Source organism: Candidatus Poribacteria bacterium (genome assembly GCA_026706025.1).
In the GTDB taxonomy this organism is placed as follows: Bacteria; Poribacteria; WGA-4E; order WGA-4E; family WGA-3G; genus WGA-3G.
Genome location: JAPOZO010000077.1, coordinates 57,208 through 77,335, shown reverse-complemented (window position 1 = coordinate 77,335; position 20,128 = coordinate 57,208). Strand labels below are relative to the sequence as shown.

At 47.4% G+C, this 20,128-nt stretch carries 21 protein-coding genes and 5 tRNA genes; 2 read left to right on the top strand and 24 right to left on the bottom strand.

Going from position 1 to position 20,128, the window contains the following annotated elements:
- Nucleotides 1–472, bottom strand: a 472-nt coding sequence (locus OXH00_20010) for a hypothetical protein (protein MCY3743305.1), incomplete at its 3' end; no start/stop codon positions are given.
- Between the two features lie 591 nt (nucleotides 473–1,063).
- Between OXH00_20010 and OXH00_20005 the strand changes: the two genes are divergently transcribed.
- Entirely contained in the window at nucleotides 1,064–1,804 is a 741-nt protein-coding gene (locus tag OXH00_20005) for a phytanoyl-CoA dioxygenase family protein (protein ID MCY3743304.1), read from the top strand.
- Nucleotides 1,805–1,947: 143 nt separating this feature from the next.
- Here the strand turns inward: OXH00_20005 and OXH00_20000 are convergent, their stop codons facing one another.
- The 23 genes from OXH00_20000 to rpoZ form a co-directional block, all read right to left on the bottom strand.
- Nucleotides 1,948–2,967: a multiheme c-type cytochrome gene (locus OXH00_20000; protein ID MCY3743303.1), complete on the bottom strand. Its 1,020-nt coding sequence runs from the start codon at nucleotides 2,965–2,967 to the stop codon at nucleotides 1,948–1,950.
- The gene (gene hemG / locus OXH00_19995; protein MCY3743302.1) at nucleotides 2,964–4,397 is read right to left on the bottom strand and encodes a protoporphyrinogen oxidase; all 1,434 of its coding nucleotides are present in this window, start codon (nucleotides 4,395–4,397) and stop codon (nucleotides 2,964–2,966) included. The genes OXH00_20000 and hemG overlap by 4 nt, the downstream gene beginning before the upstream one ends.
- Nucleotides 4,398–4,494: 97 nt before the next feature.
- Nucleotides 4,495–5,439 carry a ferrochelatase gene (gene hemH, locus OXH00_19990; GenBank protein MCY3743301.1) on the bottom strand — a complete coding sequence of 315 codons (945 nt, stop codon included), beginning with the start codon at nucleotides 5,437–5,439 and terminating at the stop codon, nucleotides 4,495–4,497.
- A gap of 14 nt (nucleotides 5,440–5,453) precedes the next feature.
- Nucleotides 5,454–6,911, bottom strand: a complete 1,458-nt coding sequence (locus OXH00_19985) for an MBL fold metallo-hydrolase (GenBank protein MCY3743300.1) — start codon at nucleotides 6,909–6,911, stop codon at nucleotides 5,454–5,456.
- 8 nt (nucleotides 6,912–6,919) lie between these two features.
- Nucleotides 6,920–7,999 carry a uroporphyrinogen decarboxylase gene (locus OXH00_19980; protein MCY3743299.1) on the bottom strand — a complete coding sequence of 360 codons (1,080 nt, stop codon included), beginning with the start codon at nucleotides 7,997–7,999 and terminating at the stop codon, nucleotides 6,920–6,922.
- Between the two features lie 19 nt (nucleotides 8,000–8,018).
- Nucleotides 8,019–8,867, bottom strand: coding sequence for a LamG domain-containing protein (locus tag OXH00_19975; GenBank protein MCY3743298.1), 849 nt, complete (start codon nucleotides 8,865–8,867; stop codon nucleotides 8,019–8,021).
- Complete coding sequence (locus OXH00_19970; protein ID MCY3743297.1) at nucleotides 8,864–9,208, bottom strand: hypothetical protein; 345 nt, start codon at nucleotides 9,206–9,208, stop codon at nucleotides 8,864–8,866. Before OXH00_19970 ends, OXH00_19975 begins: the two co-directional genes overlap by 4 nt.
- 12 nt (nucleotides 9,209–9,220) lie before the next feature.
- Nucleotides 9,221–10,291, bottom strand: a complete 1,071-nt coding sequence (locus OXH00_19965; protein ID MCY3743296.1) for an alcohol dehydrogenase catalytic domain-containing protein — start codon at nucleotides 10,289–10,291, stop codon at nucleotides 9,221–9,223.
- 135 nt (nucleotides 10,292–10,426) lie between these two features.
- Nucleotides 10,427–12,592, bottom strand: coding sequence for an FG-GAP-like repeat-containing protein (locus tag OXH00_19960; protein MCY3743295.1), 2,166 nt, complete (start codon nucleotides 12,590–12,592; stop codon nucleotides 10,427–10,429).
- A gap of 126 nt (nucleotides 12,593–12,718) precedes the next feature.
- Nucleotides 12,719–13,561 carry a hypothetical protein gene (locus tag OXH00_19955; GenBank protein MCY3743294.1) on the bottom strand — a complete coding sequence of 281 codons (843 nt, stop codon included), beginning with the start codon at nucleotides 13,559–13,561 and terminating at the stop codon, nucleotides 12,719–12,721.
- 291 nt (nucleotides 13,562–13,852) lie between these two features.
- The gene (gene rplL / locus OXH00_19950) at nucleotides 13,853–14,260 is read right to left on the bottom strand and encodes a 50S ribosomal protein L7/L12 (protein ID MCY3743293.1); all 408 of its coding nucleotides are present in this window, start codon (nucleotides 14,258–14,260) and stop codon (nucleotides 13,853–13,855) included.
- Nucleotides 14,261–14,371: 111 nt separating this feature from the next.
- Nucleotides 14,372–14,938 (bottom strand): 50S ribosomal protein L10, encoded by a 567-nt coding sequence (rplJ, locus tag OXH00_19945; GenBank protein MCY3743292.1) that lies wholly within the window; start codon nucleotides 14,936–14,938, stop codon nucleotides 14,372–14,374.
- Nucleotides 14,939–15,227: 289 nt separating this feature from the next.
- Nucleotides 15,228–15,926, bottom strand: coding sequence for a 50S ribosomal protein L1 (gene rplA / locus OXH00_19940; protein MCY3743291.1), 699 nt, complete (start codon nucleotides 15,924–15,926; stop codon nucleotides 15,228–15,230).
- 82 nt (nucleotides 15,927–16,008) lie between these two features.
- A complete protein-coding gene (gene rplK / locus OXH00_19935) occupies nucleotides 16,009–16,431 on the bottom strand; it encodes a 50S ribosomal protein L11 (protein ID MCY3743290.1) in 423 nt (140 codons plus the stop codon).
- A gap of 116 nt (nucleotides 16,432–16,547) precedes the next feature.
- Nucleotides 16,548–17,114: a transcription termination/antitermination protein NusG gene (gene nusG, locus OXH00_19930; GenBank protein ID MCY3743289.1), complete on the bottom strand. Its 567-nt coding sequence runs from the start codon at nucleotides 17,112–17,114 to the stop codon at nucleotides 16,548–16,550.
- Between the two features lie 49 nt (nucleotides 17,115–17,163).
- Nucleotides 17,164–17,583, bottom strand: a complete 420-nt coding sequence (gene secE, locus OXH00_19925) for a preprotein translocase subunit SecE (GenBank protein MCY3743288.1) — start codon at nucleotides 17,581–17,583, stop codon at nucleotides 17,164–17,166.
- Between the two features lie 17 nt (nucleotides 17,584–17,600).
- A tRNA-Trp gene (locus OXH00_19920) sits at nucleotides 17,601–17,673 on the bottom strand.
- A 75-nt stretch (nucleotides 17,674–17,748) separates the two neighbouring features.
- Complete coding sequence (gene rpmG / locus OXH00_19915) at nucleotides 17,749–17,901, bottom strand: 50S ribosomal protein L33 (GenBank protein MCY3743287.1); 153 nt, start codon at nucleotides 17,899–17,901, stop codon at nucleotides 17,749–17,751.
- A 23-nt stretch (nucleotides 17,902–17,924) separates the two neighbouring features.
- Nucleotides 17,925–18,000, bottom strand: a tRNA-Thr gene (locus OXH00_19910).
- Between the two features lie 21 nt (nucleotides 18,001–18,021).
- A tRNA-Gly gene (locus OXH00_19905) sits at nucleotides 18,022–18,094 on the bottom strand.
- A gap of 110 nt (nucleotides 18,095–18,204) precedes the next feature.
- Nucleotides 18,205–18,286 (bottom strand) — tRNA-Tyr (locus tag OXH00_19900).
- 9 nt (nucleotides 18,287–18,295) lie between these two features.
- Nucleotides 18,296–18,367, bottom strand: a tRNA-Thr gene (locus OXH00_19895).
- A 100-nt stretch (nucleotides 18,368–18,467) separates the two neighbouring features.
- Nucleotides 18,468–18,812 (bottom strand): DNA-directed RNA polymerase subunit omega, encoded by a 345-nt coding sequence (gene rpoZ / locus OXH00_19890; protein MCY3743286.1) that lies wholly within the window; start codon nucleotides 18,810–18,812, stop codon nucleotides 18,468–18,470.
- Nucleotides 18,813–18,970: 158 nt separating this feature from the next.
- Between rpoZ and mqnC the strand changes: the two genes are divergently transcribed.
- Nucleotides 18,971–20,038 carry a dehypoxanthine futalosine cyclase gene (gene mqnC / locus OXH00_19885; GenBank protein ID MCY3743285.1) on the top strand — a complete coding sequence of 356 codons (1,068 nt, stop codon included), beginning with the start codon at nucleotides 18,971–18,973 and terminating at the stop codon, nucleotides 20,036–20,038.
- The last annotated feature ends 90 nt before the right edge of the window (nucleotides 20,039–20,128 follow it).

Below are 20,128 nucleotides of genomic sequence, written 5' to 3'. Positions count from 1 at the left end.
GTTCCGTTGGCTCAGGTTCCGTTGGTTCCGGTTCCGTTGGCTCAGGTTCCGTTGGACCAGCCACCAGCAACATCGCGAGTTCGTCAATCGCGTCTACATCCGCAAGCACGGATTGCACTAATGGATCACTGAGGAGTGCTTGGAGGTCCTCATCTTCTTCCAGCAGTGTTATAAATTGCGGATCTATGTCTGGAGCGACTGTTAATAAGATACTCGGAGTCGCAACGACAGTATCAATAATCGCGGGGTTGGCACTTAAAATGTCTTGAATCTGATCTGATTTCAACCCCTCCAGAACCTGTGGCAAGACCGCCTGAATATCCTCACGTTGAAGCAAGTCGCTGTATTCTGCCTGTACCTGCTCGGCGAGAGAGGCTTCCTCTTCTTGCCCGAAAACCGCGTTCGGAATTGCGGTGTAAAAAACACACAATGTAAAAATCAAAAAACAAACGAGTGATGTTCGTTTTTTCATTAACTCATCCTCCTCGTTAAGTCTGCGCGCTCGCAAGACTAAGTACTGAGTTTCTTAGATGGGCAAGCGAGAATACGACAAAGACGACCGGGGTATGATGTTTGCCCATCCAATTAACATCTTACCAACGAGCATTAAAATTTCCCGATACCGATGTAGCCGTAGGATAGGGTTGGTATAACCTAAGGCACAAGTCAAAAACATAAGGAAAGGGGCATCTAACTTCCATGTTCGACCCTGCGGGAATTTTTCTATTATTTTAGCAAAAAGTAGCAAAATTAAGCAAGCATTTAATCGTTACGTGCCAGAGAGATTAGCATTACAGGCGCGAAACCTGTAACCAGAATCGTCCTGCAGTTACGTGATGTTTTATGCAATCGGTAAAAATTGTTCCCGCCGCATCGGTATATCATCGATTAAATTGCAGTCCGCTTATATATGATACCACAATTAACAAAACATGTCAAACCAAAACCTGAATTTTAAACGGAGAATTCTGACGATTTTAATCAGAAATCAACAATCTATTTGACATATTACCAGAAAACTCTTAAACTGTCAAGAAAAAATAGCATTTAAGGAAAAACGCCCATGTTAACTGCATCTGAAAAAGCACAACTTGATCAGTACGGTTTCCTACTTCTGGAAAACCTGATACCGCTGGATACGACTGCACACCTTCGGGAGCGTGCTCTGACACTCGCTGCGGCAGAGCAAGAAACCGGTAAAAGCCACACATACCTCGCGAATGGCAGCGCACAACGCGTCTGGAACCTCGTTGGCAAAGGCGAGATTTTTGAAGAGGCAATCCAACAGCCGAAGATGCTTGCCGCGATGGAGCATCTACTCGGTGCCGATTGCACGTTGAGTTCCTTTACAGTGAACGTGCTTTACCCCGGCGCGCCGGATGCCGGTCTCCATATCGATTATCCACTGTCTGCCCTGCCGACACCACGTCCGAGTTTTCCACTCGTTGCTAACAGCGTCTGGTTTTTAGATGACTGGACGCTTGAAAATGGAGCCACCAGTTGTGTGCCGGGGAGCCACGAAAGGCTTGAGGCACTGCCTGAATCGGGTGTTGAATATACCGACGAGTTGCAAATCTGTGGGCCGCGGGGATCCGTCCTAATTGTTAACGGTGCAATATGGCACGGTTCTTCAAAAAATATAACGAATGAACCGCGCGTCGGGTTACTCGGTTTTTTCTGCCGTTCTATCTTGAAACCACAACAAGCACACCTCAGATTGGTATCTGATGAAGTTATCGCGCGCGCCACACCGACACTAAAACGGTTGCTCGGTTTCGATTCACAACCAAATATAAATATGTAATGCCTTGTCAACTTTGAACTTGAGATCAGGTTCGTAGTAGTGCGATTCATCGCACGTCGATAACGGGCAATGAATTGCCCTACTACCAACCAAGTCCTCTCGCAATTTCAAGGTGGACGAAGCAGTAAGGCCATTTTCACCCATCAAGGAATGATGTGCGTTTTCTCTGCCATCAATATTCGCTTGGGTTCGGGAGTATCGGGTGTCAACTGATATATTAAGCGCGCTTTAATTGTGTCGCCGGTTGTGGCGGATGCCATATCAAAAGCGTAAGCCCTATTTTCGTTTGGAAGCAGTCGGTTCTCATTCTCGGCAGAAATTGAGATGCGCTGCTTTTGACGTTCCATGCCATCTGGAGCGAGCCTTGTCACCTCAAGCACGATAGTGCGCAATGTCCCTCCCGGTAAGATATGTCCCGTCTGACTCCGAAGTTTCACATCCGCTTTTCCGTCTGCGTATCCAAGTTGAAGGGTTGCTGCACGTTTGAGTTGTGCGACGCTGCGACTGCCGCGCCATGTATGTTTTCTGCCTTTGATGGCTTCATGGCTCGTTGTGCTTTGCAAGCGCGTCACAACCGGCATGTGACATGTCGCGCAACTCGTATCACCCTCGGCGAATTTGCTATTTAGGAAGCTGGAAACCTGGTCATGCTCAGGAACGCTTTGTTGACCGTGACAGGTACCACAGAGTACTGTCGGTTCGGTATAGATAGGATTGGTAACGTTAGTATGGAAATAGGTTTCCGCACTTGCTGCCGGTCCATTCATTGCACCGTGTGCATCGAGGTGACAGACAAGACACGAGACACCCGCCTCCCGTTGTGTGTCCCTCAACTTCGGCATTTTCCCAATACCTGTCATGAGAATCGGTTGCGGGGCATGGCACTGATCGCATTTTGTTTGCCTATCGGCGACCTGTTTTGCGGCAGCCTGATAGATTTCGTCAACCCATGCCTTGGCGTGCATCGAACTCTCCCATTCCCTCCAGATAGCAGGGTGGCAGCTTTTACACTTACCGTCCTGAAATCCTTGATATGCCTCTATCACGCGATGTGTATTGTCATCAGCACGCAGCGTAAGGTTAACAGTGAATATAATGAATACGCATCCGAACAGTCCGAAACTTATGCCGATGATACCCCAGCATATTGCTTTACAATTCATCGCGATGCCTCACAAAGAGCATCTAAGAGTGAAATCGCTGCGGTCTCCCCGCTTCGGATACAGTCGGGGATGCCTATACCGTGGTAACCATTTCCTGCGAGAGCGAGTCCTGGCAACTCGCTCGTGAGCCGTTCTATATCATCGACAACATCTTGGTGCCCTACCTGATATTGCGCCATTGCTTGTGTATGTTTGTTAACAGTGGCGAATAGGGGTGGGTGTTCAATTCCGAGGAGCGGTGTTAAATCTGTTTGACACAATTGAATAAGGTCGGCGTCGGTGTTTTTAGAAGTGGGTTCACCAACGAAGGCACGTAACAAGATGTGTTCTTCTGGCGCGCGGTTCTCAAATTTGACACTACTAAACGAGCACCCGATAAGCGATAGGTTTTCCGTAGCGGGGACAACGAATCCCATGCCGTCTAACGGGTGTGTAACATCTGTACGGCGGAACGCTAAATTAACCGTTGCAGAAGAGGCGTACGGAATCTCATTGAGTTTGGTGGCGAGTGGATTTGATACGTTCCGGACAAGCGCGCTTGTTTGCACGGCTGGAAGTGCGATGCAGAGAAATTCCGAATTCAAGGTTTCTCCAGTGGAGAGCGCAACACGCCATCCTGCACCATCGTTATCTTCCTGGATACTTTCCACATAGGTATTTAATCTAATATTATCGGATAAGATGTCAGTGAGCGTATCAATTAATTGCTGCATTCCTGATTTGAATGACAGAAAGAGACTATAACGGGGGCCGCTGGTGTCTTGGCTGGTTTCAGCCGCCTGCTTTCTTTGTGCGCGGAGTGCTTTGATAATGCTCCCGTGTGCCTTTTCCATCTCCAAGAATCTTGGAAAGGTTGCCTTTAGGCTCAAATTTTCGGCATCCGAGGTATAGATACCCCCGATCATAGGTTGGGCCATTCGTGTAAAGGCTTCGTTGCCGAGACGCCGCCTGACGAAATGCGCAACGGCTTCATCTATGTCTCTTTCTCGGCGCGGAATAAACAGGTCTAACGCCATCCGTAACTTACCGTGCCAACTGAAGAGAGGGGTCTTTAGAAACGGTTTCAGAGACCCCGGTGCCATCATGTAAAAGCCCTCTGGGACCGGGTGTAATATGCCTTTCCGAGTTACGAAACTTCGTCGGACCTTTGGGTTCGTGCCGATGAATTGATCCGCGATACCGAGTTCTTCGCAGAGAGCCTTTGCCGCCGGTTTTGTGGAGATAAAAGCATCGGGACCGTGCTCAATGAGGAATCCGTCTCGGTGTTCGGTCTGGATAACACCACCAACGCGTCCGGTCGCCTCAAGGAGCGCGACATCAAGCGGGATATTACGCTGTGCAGCCTCGCGTTGTAAGCGATAGCACGCGGCTAACCCTGTGATGCCCCCTCCAATAACAATAGCGCGTTTCCTATCAGAGTTTTCCGGCATAAGACCCGTTCATCCTAAATAATTTCGTTGATAGTGTTGTATCTTTAGCCATCGCTGGTAGCATATAGGCACGCGAAATCAGGAAGACAGTCTCTATCTACTTCTCAGATTTTTCACACACAAAGTCTGCTAACATGTTGATGAATTTGGGATGGTCACCGACCGTTCCCGCCCGAATAAAATCAATTCCACACGCTTCCGCTGTCTCGGCTGCCTCTATGTCAAGATCATAGAGCACCTCAACGTGATCACAAAGAAAGCCGATCGGTGAGGCGACGACGGTGTCAACGCCTTCTTCCTTTCGGGTTTTAAGCCAATCGTTGATATCAGGCTGTGTCCACGGGATGGGACTATTTTCTACTTCGCTTTGGTATGCCAAGCCGAATTGAGCTTTTTCGAGTTCCTGGGCGACCGCTTCGCCGGTACTTCCAAGCTGTTGTGTGTACGGTGAATTATCCGCTGCTGCTTGAGGAATCGCGTGTGCTGTGAAAACAAGTGCGGCATGTTCTAACTTATCACCACATGCCGTTTTGATAATCTCAGCGATGGCACCGATGTAGCCTTTACGTGTATACCACGGGTCAAGATAGTCAATCGTCGGTTTTTCACCATCAACCGCGTCAATTCCTTTTTTCACTGTCTGTTGATACCACTCCCAACTGAATTGAGATTGGTGGGGTGCCATGATAATGCCGAGTATTTTACGGTGTCCTTTTTCTGCCATTTCAGCGATGACTTCTTTTAAATAAGGTGTCCAATGCCTGAATCCTGCATAAACAGGAAGCGGAAGATTGCGTGCTTTTAATGCGTTTTCTAAAGCGTCGGCTTGTTTAAAAGTCAATTCGTTGAATGGCGAAAATCCGCCTAATTTTATGTAATGCGTTGAGATGTCTTTTACACGTTCTCTCTGGGATTCAGTTGTCCCAGCAATTCCTTCAACAAAGCAATAAGCTTCACCGGGACATGCGTCGAAATCGTATTTCTGACAGCATCCGGGTGTGGGTCCCCCAAATGCAACGAGTAAGACACTGTCGTATCTCATTATTAATATGCCTCCTACGCCATATTGGCTAATTGTGCTGGCATGAACCGAGCATCGGCAGCGATCGCTTTCGCGAAAGCTTCACGTGCCAACGTCTCATCGCCATTTGTGCGATGTGCGAGTCCGATGGAAAAGTATGCTTGTGCAAGTTGTGTACCCTGCAGTCCGTTGACAAGCGCCTGATAAATAGATGCCAACCCTGTTTTTGTTTCATCGCCGTTGCGGTAAGCAGAAAGGATGTGGTTGTAGCCGCGCAAAAGGTGTGCCGGTGCGTAATCGGGGTCCAATTCAAGTGCGGTATTGAGTGCCTTTTTTGCCTCAACGAAAAAGTCGCCCTTCTCAAGGACGCTTGACACGGTGCGGGACGCTTGCGTGACTAAATTTGCGTATGCTGTCCATGCGTCTGGAAGATTAGAAAATTTTTCGGTTGCGGTTTTCAAGATAGCGATTGCTAAACCGAAATCATTGCCTTCCGCGACCTCTTCGGCGGTTTCTCGGTACGCTTCAAATTCTTCAAGTTCGTGTGTTTTTTCGTGAAGTTTTTGAGTACCCGCAGCTGGAATAGCCGAAGGTTTCAGGTGTTGCCATCCGGGTTCCGGATCGTCAATCAATCCACGGTACACCCTTAAAATCGCATAACGAGGTGTTCCCCAAACTTCAGCGATCGACCGAATCCATTCAGGGAAGTTAGTTTCCATATCAGCGATCAGTTCGGCTAAAGACATACCTTGTTCGAGGCGTTTTCGGACTTCCGTTAGGAAATAGGACTCTATCTGGAGTAACAGATCTATTTCAGCGTCTTGTGCTAAAGGCCCGTGTCCCGGTAGCACACATTTGGGTGCGTATGTCCGCAGCTCATTAATTGTATTAATCCAATCGTGGTTCGCCATGAGCCCTTCATTCATGACAGGTTGCCCAAAGATCGGAAAACTCCCTGTCATCACGGTGTCCCCAGAGACGATACAATTTTCTGCGGGAATTCTGACAGCAGTGGCATCGTCTGTTTCTGCCTTTCCTAAATGAACGAGATGTAGGGGTTGATTCCCTAAATCAAGCTCGGTTTCGTGTGCGAATGTCTGCTGCGGAAGGAAGGGGGGATCACCGAGCGTGAAACCCCGAGATCGGAGGAATGCTTCTTGCCGTGGTGATCTATTCACCATGAATTCTTTTGTCATCTCGCGTGCGACGACAGTTGCGCCTGCCTGATGGAAAATAGTGTTTCCGTTCGTATGATCCCAATGATAGTGTGTGTTAATCGCATACAAAATCGGTTTGTCTGTGACAGTACGGATGGCGTTGTACAGCCGTCGCGCCATCATTTGGTTTACTTGTGTATCAATTACCGCCACGCCGTTATCTCCAATGATAATAGAAGAGTTGACAATATTGCGAAAGAGATAGACCCGTTCTGTTACTTTAACGAGCTGTCCGTATTGACGTGGTGCGAAAGGGTTTTCTGTAATGTTTCTCATTTATATCCCTACAGCGTTTTTGCGATATTTACAAAATGTTTAACGTTTTCAAAAGGCGTATCTCTATGGAGTCCATGACTCAAATTCAATATATGCCCTGTTTTCCCGCCCTGTTTTAAGCAGGATTTGACTGCCGTCGTAATGTCATCGGGTGTCCCGTCGCGGAGTATATCGTTATCTACATTTCCCTGAAAAGCGACGGTGCCGTCAGTCTCAGCTTTGGCTTTGCTAAGGTCGACACATTTTCCTACACTCAATACATCAGCACCACTTTGGTGCATTAAATCGAGATAGTTACACTCTTTTGCGAAGAGTATTCCGGGTGCCTCTGGACTGAGTTCAGCGAAAATCTTCTGGTGATAGGGAAATGCAAACTCTTTATAGATGTCTCTCGTCAAGACATCCGCGATGGACTCGAAAAGTTGGACGACCTGAACGCCCTCGCTAATTTGGTAGTTTAAATAATTAACGGTCATCTCCGCCAATTTGCTCAGCAAACGATGCAAGAGTTCAGGAGTTTCCTCAATCATTTGGAAAACAGGGACCGCCTTTTCCGATACGCCGGTACCGCGTTTGATAGGACTTTCCCCTGCAATGAGGAAAAATGCAAGCGTCAAAGGGGCACCCGCAAACCCGATGAGCGGTAGTTCTTCATTCAGGGTTTCGCGGAGTTTGCGAATGACATTTCCTGTGAATTCTAATTGCGATGAGGGTTCATCAACGGGTCGGAGTGCGTCTACTTGTGTTTGCGTCCGAATCGGCGGGCTTAAAATGGGGCCTGGGTCAAACCGAAAATGCGCGCCCATCGGTGCAAGCGGGGTGAGAATGTCTTTGTAGACGATGACGGCATCAACGCCAATGCGTTTTGGTAGAAGTGAAATTTTAACTGCCGACTCGACATCGGTGTGAGACATTGGTGCCGGACAGGTTCGGAAGAGCCGTTCCAAGGGCAGGTTCAGCTCTTGCCGAATCTGCCGATAAAGCGGGTCTGATCTGCCTGCCTGCCGCATCATCCATACAGGTACACGTTCCACCGGCAAACATCGCGCTGCGCGAAGAAGTAAGTCGTTTTTTAATTGCTGTTCCATACTGACAGAGATTACCTCTTCAATGCGCCTTCAAATTGCCCCATGTCGTTGCTAATTTGCCTGTAGGCTCTACAGGTGCGACTCCCAGAGTTTTGCCAACACCGTCTTCCATAATCATCTTCAGATCTGCTTCGCTTAGCGTATCGCTAAACATCGCCACATCGTCAATAATCCCTTTGAAATAACCGCCATCACATCCGTGTCCTGCTGGACACAGCCCACTTCCGATGAGTAACCCCTTTTCGGGTGCGCCGACTTTATTCGGACCCTTTGACTTAAATTCGCCATCAATATAGAGTTCATATTCAGTTCCGTTATAGATACCGGCAATGAAGTACCACGCATCTGGTTTATTAAGAGGTGTCGTTGTGGCTGCACAGCCAGCTTGGCAGCTTTTGAATTCAAAGTTACCGGCGTTCCAAAATTCAAACCACCAATTCGCACCGCCTCCGTCCCCTGGATTCCCGTTTGCGATGACGAGCGTAGCGGAACCTTTCCCCGCGGGATTATTGCCGCCGACTGCTGTCGGATACATCCAAAAAGTAACGGTGAATTTTTCTGGATTAAATAGCGGAGAAGGCGCGATTTCGACGTAGTCATCTTTTCCATCAAATACGACTGCCTGTCCGAATTGTCCATCTTCCCATTTCGCACCCTCCATGAGTTCACCATCATTATCGTTCCCCGATAAGTCCTTTGCGGTTTTTCCATTACCTTCATCGAAAAGCCAGATGCCAGCAACCGTCTTCGGATCAATCTTGGCAGTGGTCGCTGTAACGCAACAGAGTGCGATGAATACGACCCCGATGCCTATCAGCACCCGGGATGGTATTGGCACATTAACGAAGAGTCTTATGAGAGATCTCACTGTGAAATGTCCTTCCTCTGATGTCGTTCCAAGAGTTGTCGTAGTTTGGCGAAACTTTTAACGTTTTTCATAATTCTACCGCTCTCTCGCTCCTCAAGATAGAGAAGAAAGCCCATAGTATAAAGGCTGAGCAAAAACAGCAGAAATCCTATGGCGCATCGCCCGATTGCCCAATAATTGGCTTGAAAACTGAGGTAGGGGGTGACAGTTACGGTCTCGCTGTTGGCATCGGGTGAATCCTGTTCAGGCCACTCTACGGAAATAAAGTCACCCCACCCCGTTATCCCAAGTGACAGAAAAGCGATCGAAAGGACAAAAACGATGAAAAACGGGATACCCATGTTACATACCGGTTAATCAGAGACCTTTATCAATCCCTTAGTGCAGGCATCTTCGCGGTTGCGGACCTTTGTTATCCCTTCAACAAGCGATTCAAGCGGGAACTCGTGGCTGATGATTTTATCCATGTTGACATCACCACTCGAAATGAGTTGAACCGCCTCTTCCCATGTATCGGGTGCCAGCCAAGAGAACCTGATTGTTTTATCCATGAGGATCGTATCAAGAATAGGCACCTGCATCACATCTGTGTCGCCGGGGAGTCCGAAAATAACGACGGTTGCGTGCCGACCGGTAACGTCCAATGCAGTGTGAATTGCGTCAAGTGAACTGGTAGCCGTAATTGCACGGTCCGCCAATTCACCGTTATTGAGTTCCTGAATTGTAGCACCCAGATCTTCAACGTAGTGTGGAGAGTTCGTATCGCTGACATTGACGACGACGTCTGCTCCGAGTTCCTTACCGCAATCCAAACGATAATCACGAGTTCCGACAAGCAGGACGTTTTTCAAGCCGCGGCTCTTCAATACTTGCACCATCATCAAACCGATAGGTCCCGGTCCAAAGACAACGGCAGTCTGTCCTTCTTCAGCATTGAGGTTGTTGACAGCGTAGAGTCCGCATGCAAGCGGTTCTGTTAACGCGCCTTGATCATAAGTAACATTATCGGGTAATTTGACAGTCCAGCGATAATCAGAGACTGCGTACTCGGCGAATCCGCCATCAACACCGACACCTAAAACGCGTTTTTCAGGACACAGGTTAGATAAACCTTTCTTGCTCCAAAAGGAGTCTGGGTTTGATTGGACAGGATTGACGACAACGCGGTCACCGACTTTAAATCCGCCGGTTGCGCCTGCTTCACTGCCGACTTCGACGACTTCGCCAGTAAATTCGTGACCAAGGATAAGGGGGCCTTTCCCGTCGTCTGTTTCAAGCGAACTGTTACCAAAATAATATGCGACATCCGAACCGCAGATACCTACCGAGCGTACTTGAACTAACAGATCATTATCACCAGGTTCCGGTACAGATCGGTCTTCAAGGCTCATTGATTCGGGTTCATAAAAGATTTGGGATTTCATATTATGTGCCTCCTAAAGGTCTTTAATGGTTGTAGTTATTTTAGCACGTCCGATTTTAATTTACAACAGATTTTAAGTGAGATTCCTATCACGACACTCTACCGCAAATAAGGAAAAGTTAATTTAAGAGACGCTTCAGTCTTTTTCAGGAAATAAATTTGAAATTGCGACGAGATCCAGGATATTTACTATCCCATCATTGTTGACATCAACCGCTGCGTTTGTAGGAGGACTTTCACCGAAATGTTTCGCTACAAGAACAAAATCAAGGATATTTACGACTCCGTCTTGATTAATGTCACCGCGGAGGACTCCCTGAAGATCCTCTTCAACAATACGTAACACTTGGTTCACTTCCACATCCTTCAATTTTTGAACAATGCCGCTCGGCCAGTGGATACCTAATTCGCTAACTCTCTCATTCTGTGCAAGTCCAAAATGGATACGTTTCTGGTCTTGCTGGGCCCAATGGATCCCACCACCATTTTCTCGCAATTGGGTTTTCCCATCGGGTGTTGTTGCAAAGAGCCGCGCGCCAATTCCATCGCGATTGGAAATGGTTCCCTCTAAATCAATTTGGAGCCAATTATTATCGCTGCCGAGGTTGCGGAAGAGTTGGTCGGGACCTTCGCTAAACGGATACATGCCTCTACCGTTGGTAACAAAGAGGTCAAGGTGTCCATCCCGATCATAGTCAGCCATGGTAACGCTTTGACCTCTCCCTCGTTCGCTTCCTGATGCCCCACCTGTGTCTGGTAGGTGAATAAAACTGCCGTCCCCTTGATTTTCGTAAAGGTAATTCGGTAGATTCTCAGCAGTACTCGAACGGACGACATAAAGGTCAATATCCATATCATTATCAAAATCGCCTGCAGCCACAGAGTGGCAGTCTGGAAAGTGTTTTGTCTCGTTTAACGGCGGTAACGGTTCAAAGCCAATGCCTTTGTTAATTAGAAGATCGGAACGTATATCTATGAATGGGAAAAAATTAATGGCTTCGACATCCGATATAGGCTCAGCAGCTTGAATTAAAGTCGTAGCAGGTAGTTTATGATAGATGAGTGTCCATTTCTTTGTGTTGGCATCATATCCAACGTAAATCCCAAATCTCTCATTTTCAGGGCGCGCCTTAAGCCCAGCGACCCTCGGATCGTCAGGCGACAGTCTAACTTTGAAGGTCGCAGCTCTGAGATTTGGCATGACCGCTATAAATTCACCGCCAGCAAATTCTGTTATCTCATGCCCAACTGCCCCAATTTTGAGAAGGTGGCGCTGTGGCCCCCACTCTGAATAAATCTCAAAATAGACATCTCCTTCGGCTTTAAAAGAGACTCCTTTTTCAAGGAAAATAGGAATAGGTTGAGAAAGTACCCCTAAAGTGCTTTGAATATTCAGTTCTAATCTATGTGCATCGGGTCGACCTATATAGGATGGATAAATGCTACGTGCAAGAAAAATATCGGGTAACAGATCTCCATTCATATCCGTAACGGCAGCATCTTGTACAATATACCCACCTCGGATAGCAAACGCGCCGGTTACATCCTGAAAAGAGGTACCAGATATTTCGTATACGGCAGCGGGATAAACATGGGAATGAGAACCCAAAATGAGGTGCAAATTTCCTGTTTTCGTAAGGCTCGCCAGTTGCGCAAATTCTACGCTTTTCTCAAGAAAGAATCCAGATATTGCATTCATATTTTCAAATTTTCCCGCCACCTGACCGAAGACCGTGGATCCGATAAACGTCCCCGTTACATCCGTCGGGCAACACATCTGTCGAGCAACACCAGTCAATAGTACATCAAGCAATCCATCGTGATTCCAATCGAACCATAAAGGGGTCCTGCCTCGCAAAAGTGGATAATCGATGCCGAACTGGGTAGCCTTCTCTATGAGTCGTCCACTTTTGTTTATATAAAAATGGTTTCCTTGATTGATGCGCGCTTTATTATTTAAGCCACCGCTGCTGCCTGATAGAACAATGAGGTCTTGATCCCCGTCATTATCAAAATCAGCCCACGCTGCACCATGCGTATCCGCCAATGGATTCGCATCCCAAACCGTATCAATAATGTCTGTGAAGGTGCCATCTCCGTTATTCCGATATAGACTTGGCTTGTGTCGATGATTGGTTGCCCATAAATCAAGATATCCGTCGCCATCAAAATCGCCCCAAGCATTCCCCCAACTTTCACCAATCCGCGTAATTCCTGCCTGTTGTGACACATCTTCAAATTGAATGTCCGCCCACGTGAAAGACAAAAAACAGAAGATGAACAACGGTATTAAAATTCGCATATTCCCCCCAATTAATGGATCCACAAATGGATTAGAAAACGGTCAGCGTAAGACCTCGTAGAACGAATGTTCCTGCAGATGTCACACTTTCAAGTTTCACTATAAACCGCGCAGTAAGTTTATTTTTCAGAAGATGAACTGCATCTCCAAAAGCAAAAATCGGCTGCAAAACTCACCGAGGAAGACTGTAATGATGGCAATGAAAAGAAAACCGGTTGCAGCACGTGTCGCGCCAAGCACATCTCGGGCGACAGATTTAGGACGTAAGCAGTCCCATGTAATGAAATAGAGGAGTAACGTGCCAGCAATGCCTATGAGCAGCCGCATGCCGAAGATGATTTGGTAGAAGAGGTTGAAAGAGACAACATCCGTGGATTGCCGTCTGAAAAAGATGTTCAAGGAAAGAAGTAGCCCCATCCCTAACAAGGTATAGAGTAAGACGGTATTAAACCGTTTCAGATAGACGACTGGTAGATCAGGGACCACGAGATACCAGTGTCCAAACCACATGCCACTATTGACAGTACCAAGTAGTACAGACGCAGTCAAGAATTGAAGCGGGAGTAGAAACATTTCGCCGGGGAGCTGAACAATTTGGAAGTAACGCTGCGCACTCAAAACGATCCATGCAACACCACAAATTACCCCGCTAAAGAAAAGGAGCCGCGTGAATAGCGGGCTTTTGAACCACCAACTCAGTGTATAAAGGAGGAGAATAAGAACGAAAGAGATAACTAAAATGGACTCGGGGTTCTGCCAAAATCCAAAAAAATTGAGAAACGTGACGGACTGCCGATGACGAGCTAAGTCCGCACAGCGAGATAAAACGCTTACAAGCAGGTAGATGCTCCCCATCAAACGATAGAAGTTTGCCCCAACTAACCCTTTCGGGACTAAAAAGAGAAGAACAAACCCGCCGACTGCAAGTTGGCTGAATACGAGATAAAAAATGTCGAGAATACTAAACATCGGTGCCACTTAGCGTGTGTCTCATAAATACGATTTGTCCAAACTCATCTGAGTGGTAAATCGGGGTTACAAACCCCTCCTACGATATTATGAGATAGGTTGTAGTAATTTTCGATAGGCGTGACTTGCCCCTACCATTGTGGGATTATTTTCCACAAAAAATGGAGACCTATTATAGTTCGCCGTAGCGCGACCGATTCGTGCCTCGCTATGCTTAAGAACCACAATGGGTCTACCTATGGGCGCTGTTTGGTCGCGCATTATCTATTATGTGCGACAATGTGCAACGATTTAGATAATTTCGACGACTGCGCCGAGTTCTTCAAGCTGCTCTTTCGCCTTGTCAGCATCTTCTTTCGAGACACCTTCTTGAATGACGACTGGCGCGGATTCGACTTTCTCTTTTGCTTCTTTCAAGCCGAGCCCGGTGAGTGAACGAACCTCTTTGATAACTGGAATCTTATTGGCACCGAATTCCTTGAGTTGCACATCAAATTCGGTTTTCTCTTCAGCTGCGGCTTCTGCTTCTCCAGCTGCGGCTGCACCATCTGCAGCGGGCATCATGCCCGGCATAGCGACTGCCGGCATAGCTGATGCACTGACACCAAATTTATCTTCCAATGCCTTGACCAATTCGGAAAGTTCCAGAACGGTCATGTTGCTAATTTCCTCAATCATTTTTTCCATATCTGCGGCCATGTTTGTATCCTTTCTATAAGTAGTACGCAATTGACTTGATTAGAGTTTTCCGATCAAGTGGAGTAGGAAAAGCGAGACCCAGTGCCTCAATTCTCCTATGATATTTAGACGTTAGGCGTTTTCTGCCTCTTTCTTCTGCTCGGTAACCTGGGTCAGTACGGAGGTCACCTGACGTATTGTTCCACTAAGTACATTCACTATCCCGTTAGCGGGGGACCCTTGATGTAGGGTTCGTACGAGTCCAGTGAGAGGGGCGCTGATAAGTCCAACGGTTTTAGCGACAAGGACTTCTCGTGACGGCATATCCTTAAGTGCTTCAACACCCGCTGCGTCAATCACCTGCGTCCCGAGAATCCCGCCTTTGATTTTTAAATTTTCGTGTTCCTCGCCAAATGCGAGCAAGATTTTTGAAGATGTCGCCGGATCTGTGCCGGTAGCGAGGGCTGTATTCCCTTTGAGATAAGGGGTCAACCCTTCAATACCTCTCTCTTCAGCGACAACATTTACTAAAGTGTTCTTACAGACCTTATACCGGATATCTGATGCCCGGAGTTGATTCCGGAGCTCATTCATCTCTGTGACCGTAAGTCCTTGAAAGTCTGTTAGCAGAACAACGTCGGCACTGTCAAAAATCTCACGAATTTGTTCTGTTTGCTGAACATTCGCCTGATTCGGCATGTGTCAGTTCCTTTCTGCGTGAGTTGCATAAAAACCGCATCACGTCGCTTCGGTTTCCATACAAACGGGCTAATTGGGTATACGATTGCATGCAAAAAGCCTCCAGGTGCCTGGAGGCTCACATAAACGGAGAAAGCAACAGTGGGCAATAAGATCAGATATGCGCTTTGAGAAGCACGCCCTTTGCTCCATTCCATTCAAGCCTCAGTAGGCAATTAAGCCGATGGCACCTACGTTCTACGACTCTATTCAGCTGTAAAGACTATTTCCATATCGTATCGCCTGCGTTTTATACAAACTGTTGTGGATCTATCCGGATACCGACTCCCATCGTTGCTGAGATCGCCACGCTCCGAATGTATCTACCTTTTACAGAGGAGGGCCGAGCAGCGACGAGTGCGCTCATTACCGCATTGAGGTTCTCTTTGATACTATGTTCCTCAAACGAGGTTTTGCCGATCGGGACGTGGACAACACCAGATGAGCGTTCTACCCGATATTCAATCTGGCCTGCTTTGATATTCTGTATTGCATCAGTGACATCCATTGTGACGGTGCCCGCCTTAGCGTTAGGCATCAAACCTCTCGGTCCGAGGACGCGTCCAAGTTTAGGCATAATACTACGCATCAGGTCCGGTGTCGCGATTGTTGCGTCAAAATCGAGCCATCCATCAACGATTTTATCAACGAGATCATCTGTGCCGACGAAATCCGCCCCAGCTTCCTCAGCCTGTCGTGCCGGATCACCTTCGGCGAAGACGACGACACGGACTGATTTCCCTGTACCGTGTGGCAGTGTGACGGTGCCGCGGATATTCTGCTCGGCATGTTGTGCGTTCACGCCGAGACGTGATGCAAGATCAACTGTCTCATCAAACTTCGCGCCGCTCGTTTTTTTCAAAAGCGAGACGGCTTCATCTACTGTGTAGAGTTCGAGTCTATCCACATGCTCTCTGATCTCGGTATATCGCTTTCCTCTTTTCGCCATGTTATTCTCCGATAGTTAGTGGAGGGTATCTCCGTAACCTTATTCCAAAGCGAGTTTATGTGTAACGGGGTACCGGATCTCGCTATCCAATCGTAAGCCCCATACTGCGAGCAGTACCTTCTACCATCCGCACTGCGGCATCCAAGTCTGTTGTATTCAAATCAGGTAATTTCGTCTGTGCAATTTCGCGGATTTGATCCATTGTGACAGAAGCAACCTTGTTTCGGTTGGGTTCACCTGAGCCTTTCGCGATCTTCGCTGCAGATTTGAGCAAAACTGCAGCGGGTGGCGATTTTACGGCAAACGTAAACGACCTGTCGCTATAACAGGTAATGATAGTTGTCACCACCATACCGGTTTGATGCTGTGTCTGGGCGTTAAAAGATTTGATAAACTCCTGTAGATTAATCATATAAGGAGCGAGACTTGGACCAACAGGCGGTTGTGGAGTTGCCTGTCCGGATACCAATTGGAGTTTAACTTCACCAGCTACTTTTTTTGCCATTGTTTTTCCCTATTGTGGATTGTGAGAATTCTAAAGTACGTTTTCCTATAAAGCGGCGTATCGGATCAGGCACGCACTCATAACCGTGATTTCATATTTAGACAACGCCGTTTAATTTAGTTCAGTTCTTCTACTTCAAGTAAGCCCAGGTCAACAGAGGTTGAACGACCAAAAAGCGAAATACTGAGGCGTAACCGTTGGTGTTCCATGTCGATTTCTTCAATTTCGCCAGGGAATCCACTAAACGGTCCGTTGATCACCTTAACTTTATCACCTATCTCGTATTCCATTGCTGGGACTGGTACAACTTCCTCTTCCTCAGTCGACATCTGGAGCATTGCCTCAACGTCAGCGGGACTCAAAGGCGATGGATGTGAGGGCGGGCCCAAGAAATTCATGACACCTGGTGTTTCTTGGATGAGTGCCCAACTCTTTTGTCCAATCTCGCTCTCGACATGCGGACCGAGTGCATGGGTGGTATTAACAAGTACATACCCCGGATAGGAGGGCCGGACGCTAACTTTCCGTTGGCTGTCCTTAACCTCTACCACTTCGGTCTCCGGGACATTAATCTGCAAGATCTCGTCCTGCAACTCTTCCCTTGCAATCATGTTGTCAAGGGTGAGTTTAACCTTTTTTTCATGCCCGGTGTATATCTGAACGACGTACCAGTATCCATCCATATTCTGACTCACCAATATACGTTATATGTGCTATCGAAACACAAAAGCATTAACTACGAATGAAAAGCGTTCTGAGGAAAGCCATACCGAAACCCTCAAGCGAGGTATTCAAGGCATATTGGCTTACAAGTACAGCGACTAAAGGGATACAGGCTACCGCCGCTGCGATTATCTTTCGGTTTCCGTCAATGGCAGCCTCGGCATCTCTATCATTCTGTGGTTGGTTTTCCCAACTTTTCACGATAAGAAATACAACGACTGGAAGTGCTGCGAGAAAAATCCAAGACAAAGGACTTGCCCATTTCGGAAAGGCGGAATTGCCATCAATTATCCCGATATAAAGCCCCAATAAGGCAGAGGCGACAATGACGGTAATGGTACTTCCCTGTACCTCTTTCGCGTCCGGTTTGGTCACCTTTTGCCATTCGAGATGGATTCCCTGCAGATACTTTTTGAAGCGAGTTATCATAATAAAATTATAGAAGGCAGGCCAGGAGGGATTCGAACCCCCAACACTCGGTTTTGGAGACCGACGCTCTACCGTTGGAGCTACTGGCCTGCAAGATTTTTGTAGTGTGCCACAGACTCACTTAACAATTAAGGTAGTGTGATACCCGTTGCACGGATTAAAAAGTTATCGCGTTTCTTTATGGGGTGTATGTTTTCGGCAGAACCGGCAGTATTTTTTTCGCTCATATCGATTTTGCTGCGTTCGGCGGTTCCGGGTTGTCACATAATTCCGCTGATTGCATGCATCACATGCTAATGTTACAATGTCTCTTGGCATAATAAAACCCTACTTTCGGTGAATGGAGCCGACGACCGGGATTGAACCGGTGACCTCGTCCTTACCAAGGACGCGCTCTACCGACTGAGCTACGTCGGCAAAAATTAAAACACATCAACAAGCGGGAGACGGGAATCGAACCCGCGACACATGGCTTGGAAAGCCAATGCTCTACCAGCTGAGCTACTCCCGCACAACATAAGTGATAACGTGGTGTATTAATGCGTCCCCTCCACGAGGATTTTTTTCTGAGCCTTGCTCCCTTGGTTGATTCCCTACGATACTACTCAATATAAGAACTAATGGGGGCAGATGGATTCGAACCACCGTAGGCATAGCCAACAGATTTACAGTCTGCCCTATTTGACCGCTCTAGCATACCCCCAAGATGAAAAGCTGACGAGAGGAATCGAACCTCCAACCTAGTGATTACAAATCACTTGCTCTACCATTGAGCCACGTCAGCAACACTTTATAATTATACTCACTTTACTCAGGGTTGTCAAGTGATTTCCATTTTTCGCACGAGGTGTTTCGGTAGGAACACGTGCCATAGTGAATCTGTGCTATAGACCCTCTTCGCGTTCTTCTACCACCGCATCGCTTTCCTGTTCCAGGAGCTCTTCATCGAATATACCGCTCCCATCCGCTGGCACTTCGGCATCTGTAAAAATCGAAGGCGTCTTTGAATCAGGAGCTTTTGCTTCGCCCTTTTCAAAGTTGAGTCTCCCAGCGACTAATTCTTCTGTCGCGATAGCAACCGGTTTCTTTTTTTTGTCTGCCGTGTTTGCGGGAGCGATCGGCAAGCCGTTCGCATTTATATCTCTCGCTCGTTTCGCCGCAATATTCACCGCAAGATACTTATTTTTTACTGTTTTTACCAAGTCTTCATTGTAAACGACCTCATTCATTTTTTAGCCTCCTCATTATAAATACAGATTCCACCAAGTGTATTATAATTATACCAAATTTCTTCCGAAAGTCAAGTTAAAACGACAGAAAAGTTGACAAATTGAGTCATAAATGTTAAAATTGAAGTATTAACTTTTCAAACTGAAGGAACGCCTACATGTATACAAACATCCAGCCTATCCTCGAAAAATCACTCGCGGGAGAACGGTTAGACTTTGATGACGGTCTCACGCTTTTCAAGAGCCATGATCTCCTTGCTTTGGGGCACGCGGCGGACGTTATCCGGCAACGGAAGCACCCGGAAGGCTACGTTACGTACATCGTTGACCGGAACATCAACTATACCAATTGGTGCTATGTCGATTGCGATTTCTGCGCTTTTTACCGCCACCGTCGGGATCCCGATGCTTATGTCATGGAACGCGACGAATTAGGAAAAAAAATACAGGAAACACTCGACCTCGGTGGTGAGTTGATTCTGATGCAGGGCGGACTACACCCGAAACTCAAACTTGACTGGTATGAAGACCTGCTCCGCTGGATTAAGGCGAATTATCCTATTCATATACACGGTTTTTCGCCACCGGAATTGGATTGGTTCGCCAAGATAAACCGTATGTCGTTGCGAGAAATGCTCATCCGCTTGCGAGATGCTGGACTGGATTCGATCCCAGGCGGCGGCGCGGAAATCCTCACTGACCATGCCCGCAATGAGATTAGTCCGAAAAAATGCACTGCTGACGAATGGCTGGAAGTCATGCGCCAGGGACATCTCGTTGGACTCAAGTCAAGTGCAACGATGATGTATGGACATGTAGAGAGTTACGCCGAACGCGTTGAGCACCTCGTCCGTCTACGCGATTTGCAAGATGAGACGGACGGATTTACGGCTTTTATCTGCTGGTCTCTACAACCTGCGAACACCCGTATGGAGCATATACCGCCTGCGGGGAGTTTTGAGTACCTCAAAACACTTGCGATCTCCCGATTATTCTTGGACAATTTTGATAACTTCCAATCCTCATGGGTTACCCAAGGTCCGAAGATTGGGCAGCTATCATTGAAGTTCGGTGCAAATGATATGGGTGGCACGATGATAGAAGAGAATGTCGTCAGCAAAGCCGGGACGGTCTATTGCATGCCGATTGAGGAAATTGAGCGGACTATAGCGGAACTCGGATATACCCCCAAACGTCGTAACTTCTTCTACGAACGCCTCAATTAATTACCGCGAATACCAAGCGGGCAGAGGACGGTTTCTACCTCAAGGTGCCGTTGATTTGCTACTGGTATCCCGCTTTAGTTAGCCCAGGTA

What these genes read in the sequence shown, in the direction of transcription:
- OXH00_20005 (MCY3743304.1), top strand. Translation starts at nt 1,064, where the DNA reads ATGTTAACTGCATCTGAAAAAGCACAACTTGATCAGTACGGTTTCCTA.
- OXH00_20000 (MCY3743303.1), bottom strand. Translation starts at nt 2,967, where the DNA reads ATGAATTGTAAAGCAATATGCTGGGGTATCATCGGCATAAGTTTCGGA.
- hemG (MCY3743302.1), bottom strand. Translation starts at nt 4,397, where the DNA reads ATGCCGGAAAACTCTGATAGGAAACGCGCTATTGTTATTGGAGGGGGC.
- hemH (MCY3743301.1), bottom strand. Translation starts at nt 5,439, where the DNA reads ATGAGATACGACAGTGTCTTACTCGTTGCATTTGGGGGACCCACACCC.
- OXH00_19985 (MCY3743300.1), bottom strand. Translation starts at nt 6,911, where the DNA reads ATGAGAAACATTACAGAAAACCCTTTCGCACCACGTCAATACGGACAG.
- OXH00_19980 (MCY3743299.1), bottom strand. Translation starts at nt 7,999, where the DNA reads ATGGAACAGCAATTAAAAAACGACTTACTTCTTCGCGCAGCGCGATGT.
- OXH00_19970 (MCY3743297.1), bottom strand. Translation starts at nt 9,208, where the DNA reads ATGGGTATCCCGTTTTTCATCGTTTTTGTCCTTTCGATCGCTTTTCTG.
- OXH00_19965 (MCY3743296.1), bottom strand. Translation starts at nt 10,291, where the DNA reads ATGAAATCCCAAATCTTTTATGAACCCGAATCAATGAGCCTTGAAGAC.
- OXH00_19960 (MCY3743295.1), bottom strand. Translation starts at nt 12,592, where the DNA reads ATGCGAATTTTAATACCGTTGTTCATCTTCTGTTTTTTGTCTTTCACG.
- OXH00_19955 (MCY3743294.1), bottom strand. Translation starts at nt 13,561, where the DNA reads ATGTTTAGTATTCTCGACATTTTTTATCTCGTATTCAGCCAACTTGCA.
- rplL (MCY3743293.1), bottom strand. Translation starts at nt 14,260, where the DNA reads ATGGCCGCAGATATGGAAAAAATGATTGAGGAAATTAGCAACATGACC.
- rplJ (MCY3743292.1), bottom strand. Translation starts at nt 14,938, where the DNA reads ATGCCGAATCAGGCGAATGTTCAGCAAACAGAACAAATTCGTGAGATT.
- rplA (MCY3743291.1), bottom strand. Translation starts at nt 15,926, where the DNA reads ATGGCGAAAAGAGGAAAGCGATATACCGAGATCAGAGAGCATGTGGAT.
- rplK (MCY3743290.1), bottom strand. Translation starts at nt 16,431, where the DNA reads ATGGCAAAAAAAGTAGCTGGTGAAGTTAAACTCCAATTGGTATCCGGA.
- nusG (MCY3743289.1), bottom strand. Translation starts at nt 17,114, where the DNA reads ATGGATGGATACTGGTACGTCGTTCAGATATACACCGGGCATGAAAAA.
- secE (MCY3743288.1), bottom strand. Translation starts at nt 17,583, where the DNA reads ATGATAACTCGCTTCAAAAAGTATCTGCAGGGAATCCATCTCGAATGG.
- rpmG (MCY3743287.1), bottom strand. Translation starts at nt 17,901, where the DNA reads ATGCCAAGAGACATTGTAACATTAGCATGTGATGCATGCAATCAGCGG.
- rpoZ (MCY3743286.1), bottom strand. Translation starts at nt 18,812, where the DNA reads ATGAATGAGGTCGTTTACAATGAAGACTTGGTAAAAACAGTAAAAAAT.
- mqnC (MCY3743285.1), top strand. Translation starts at nt 18,971, where the DNA reads ATGTATACAAACATCCAGCCTATCCTCGAAAAATCACTCGCGGGAGAA.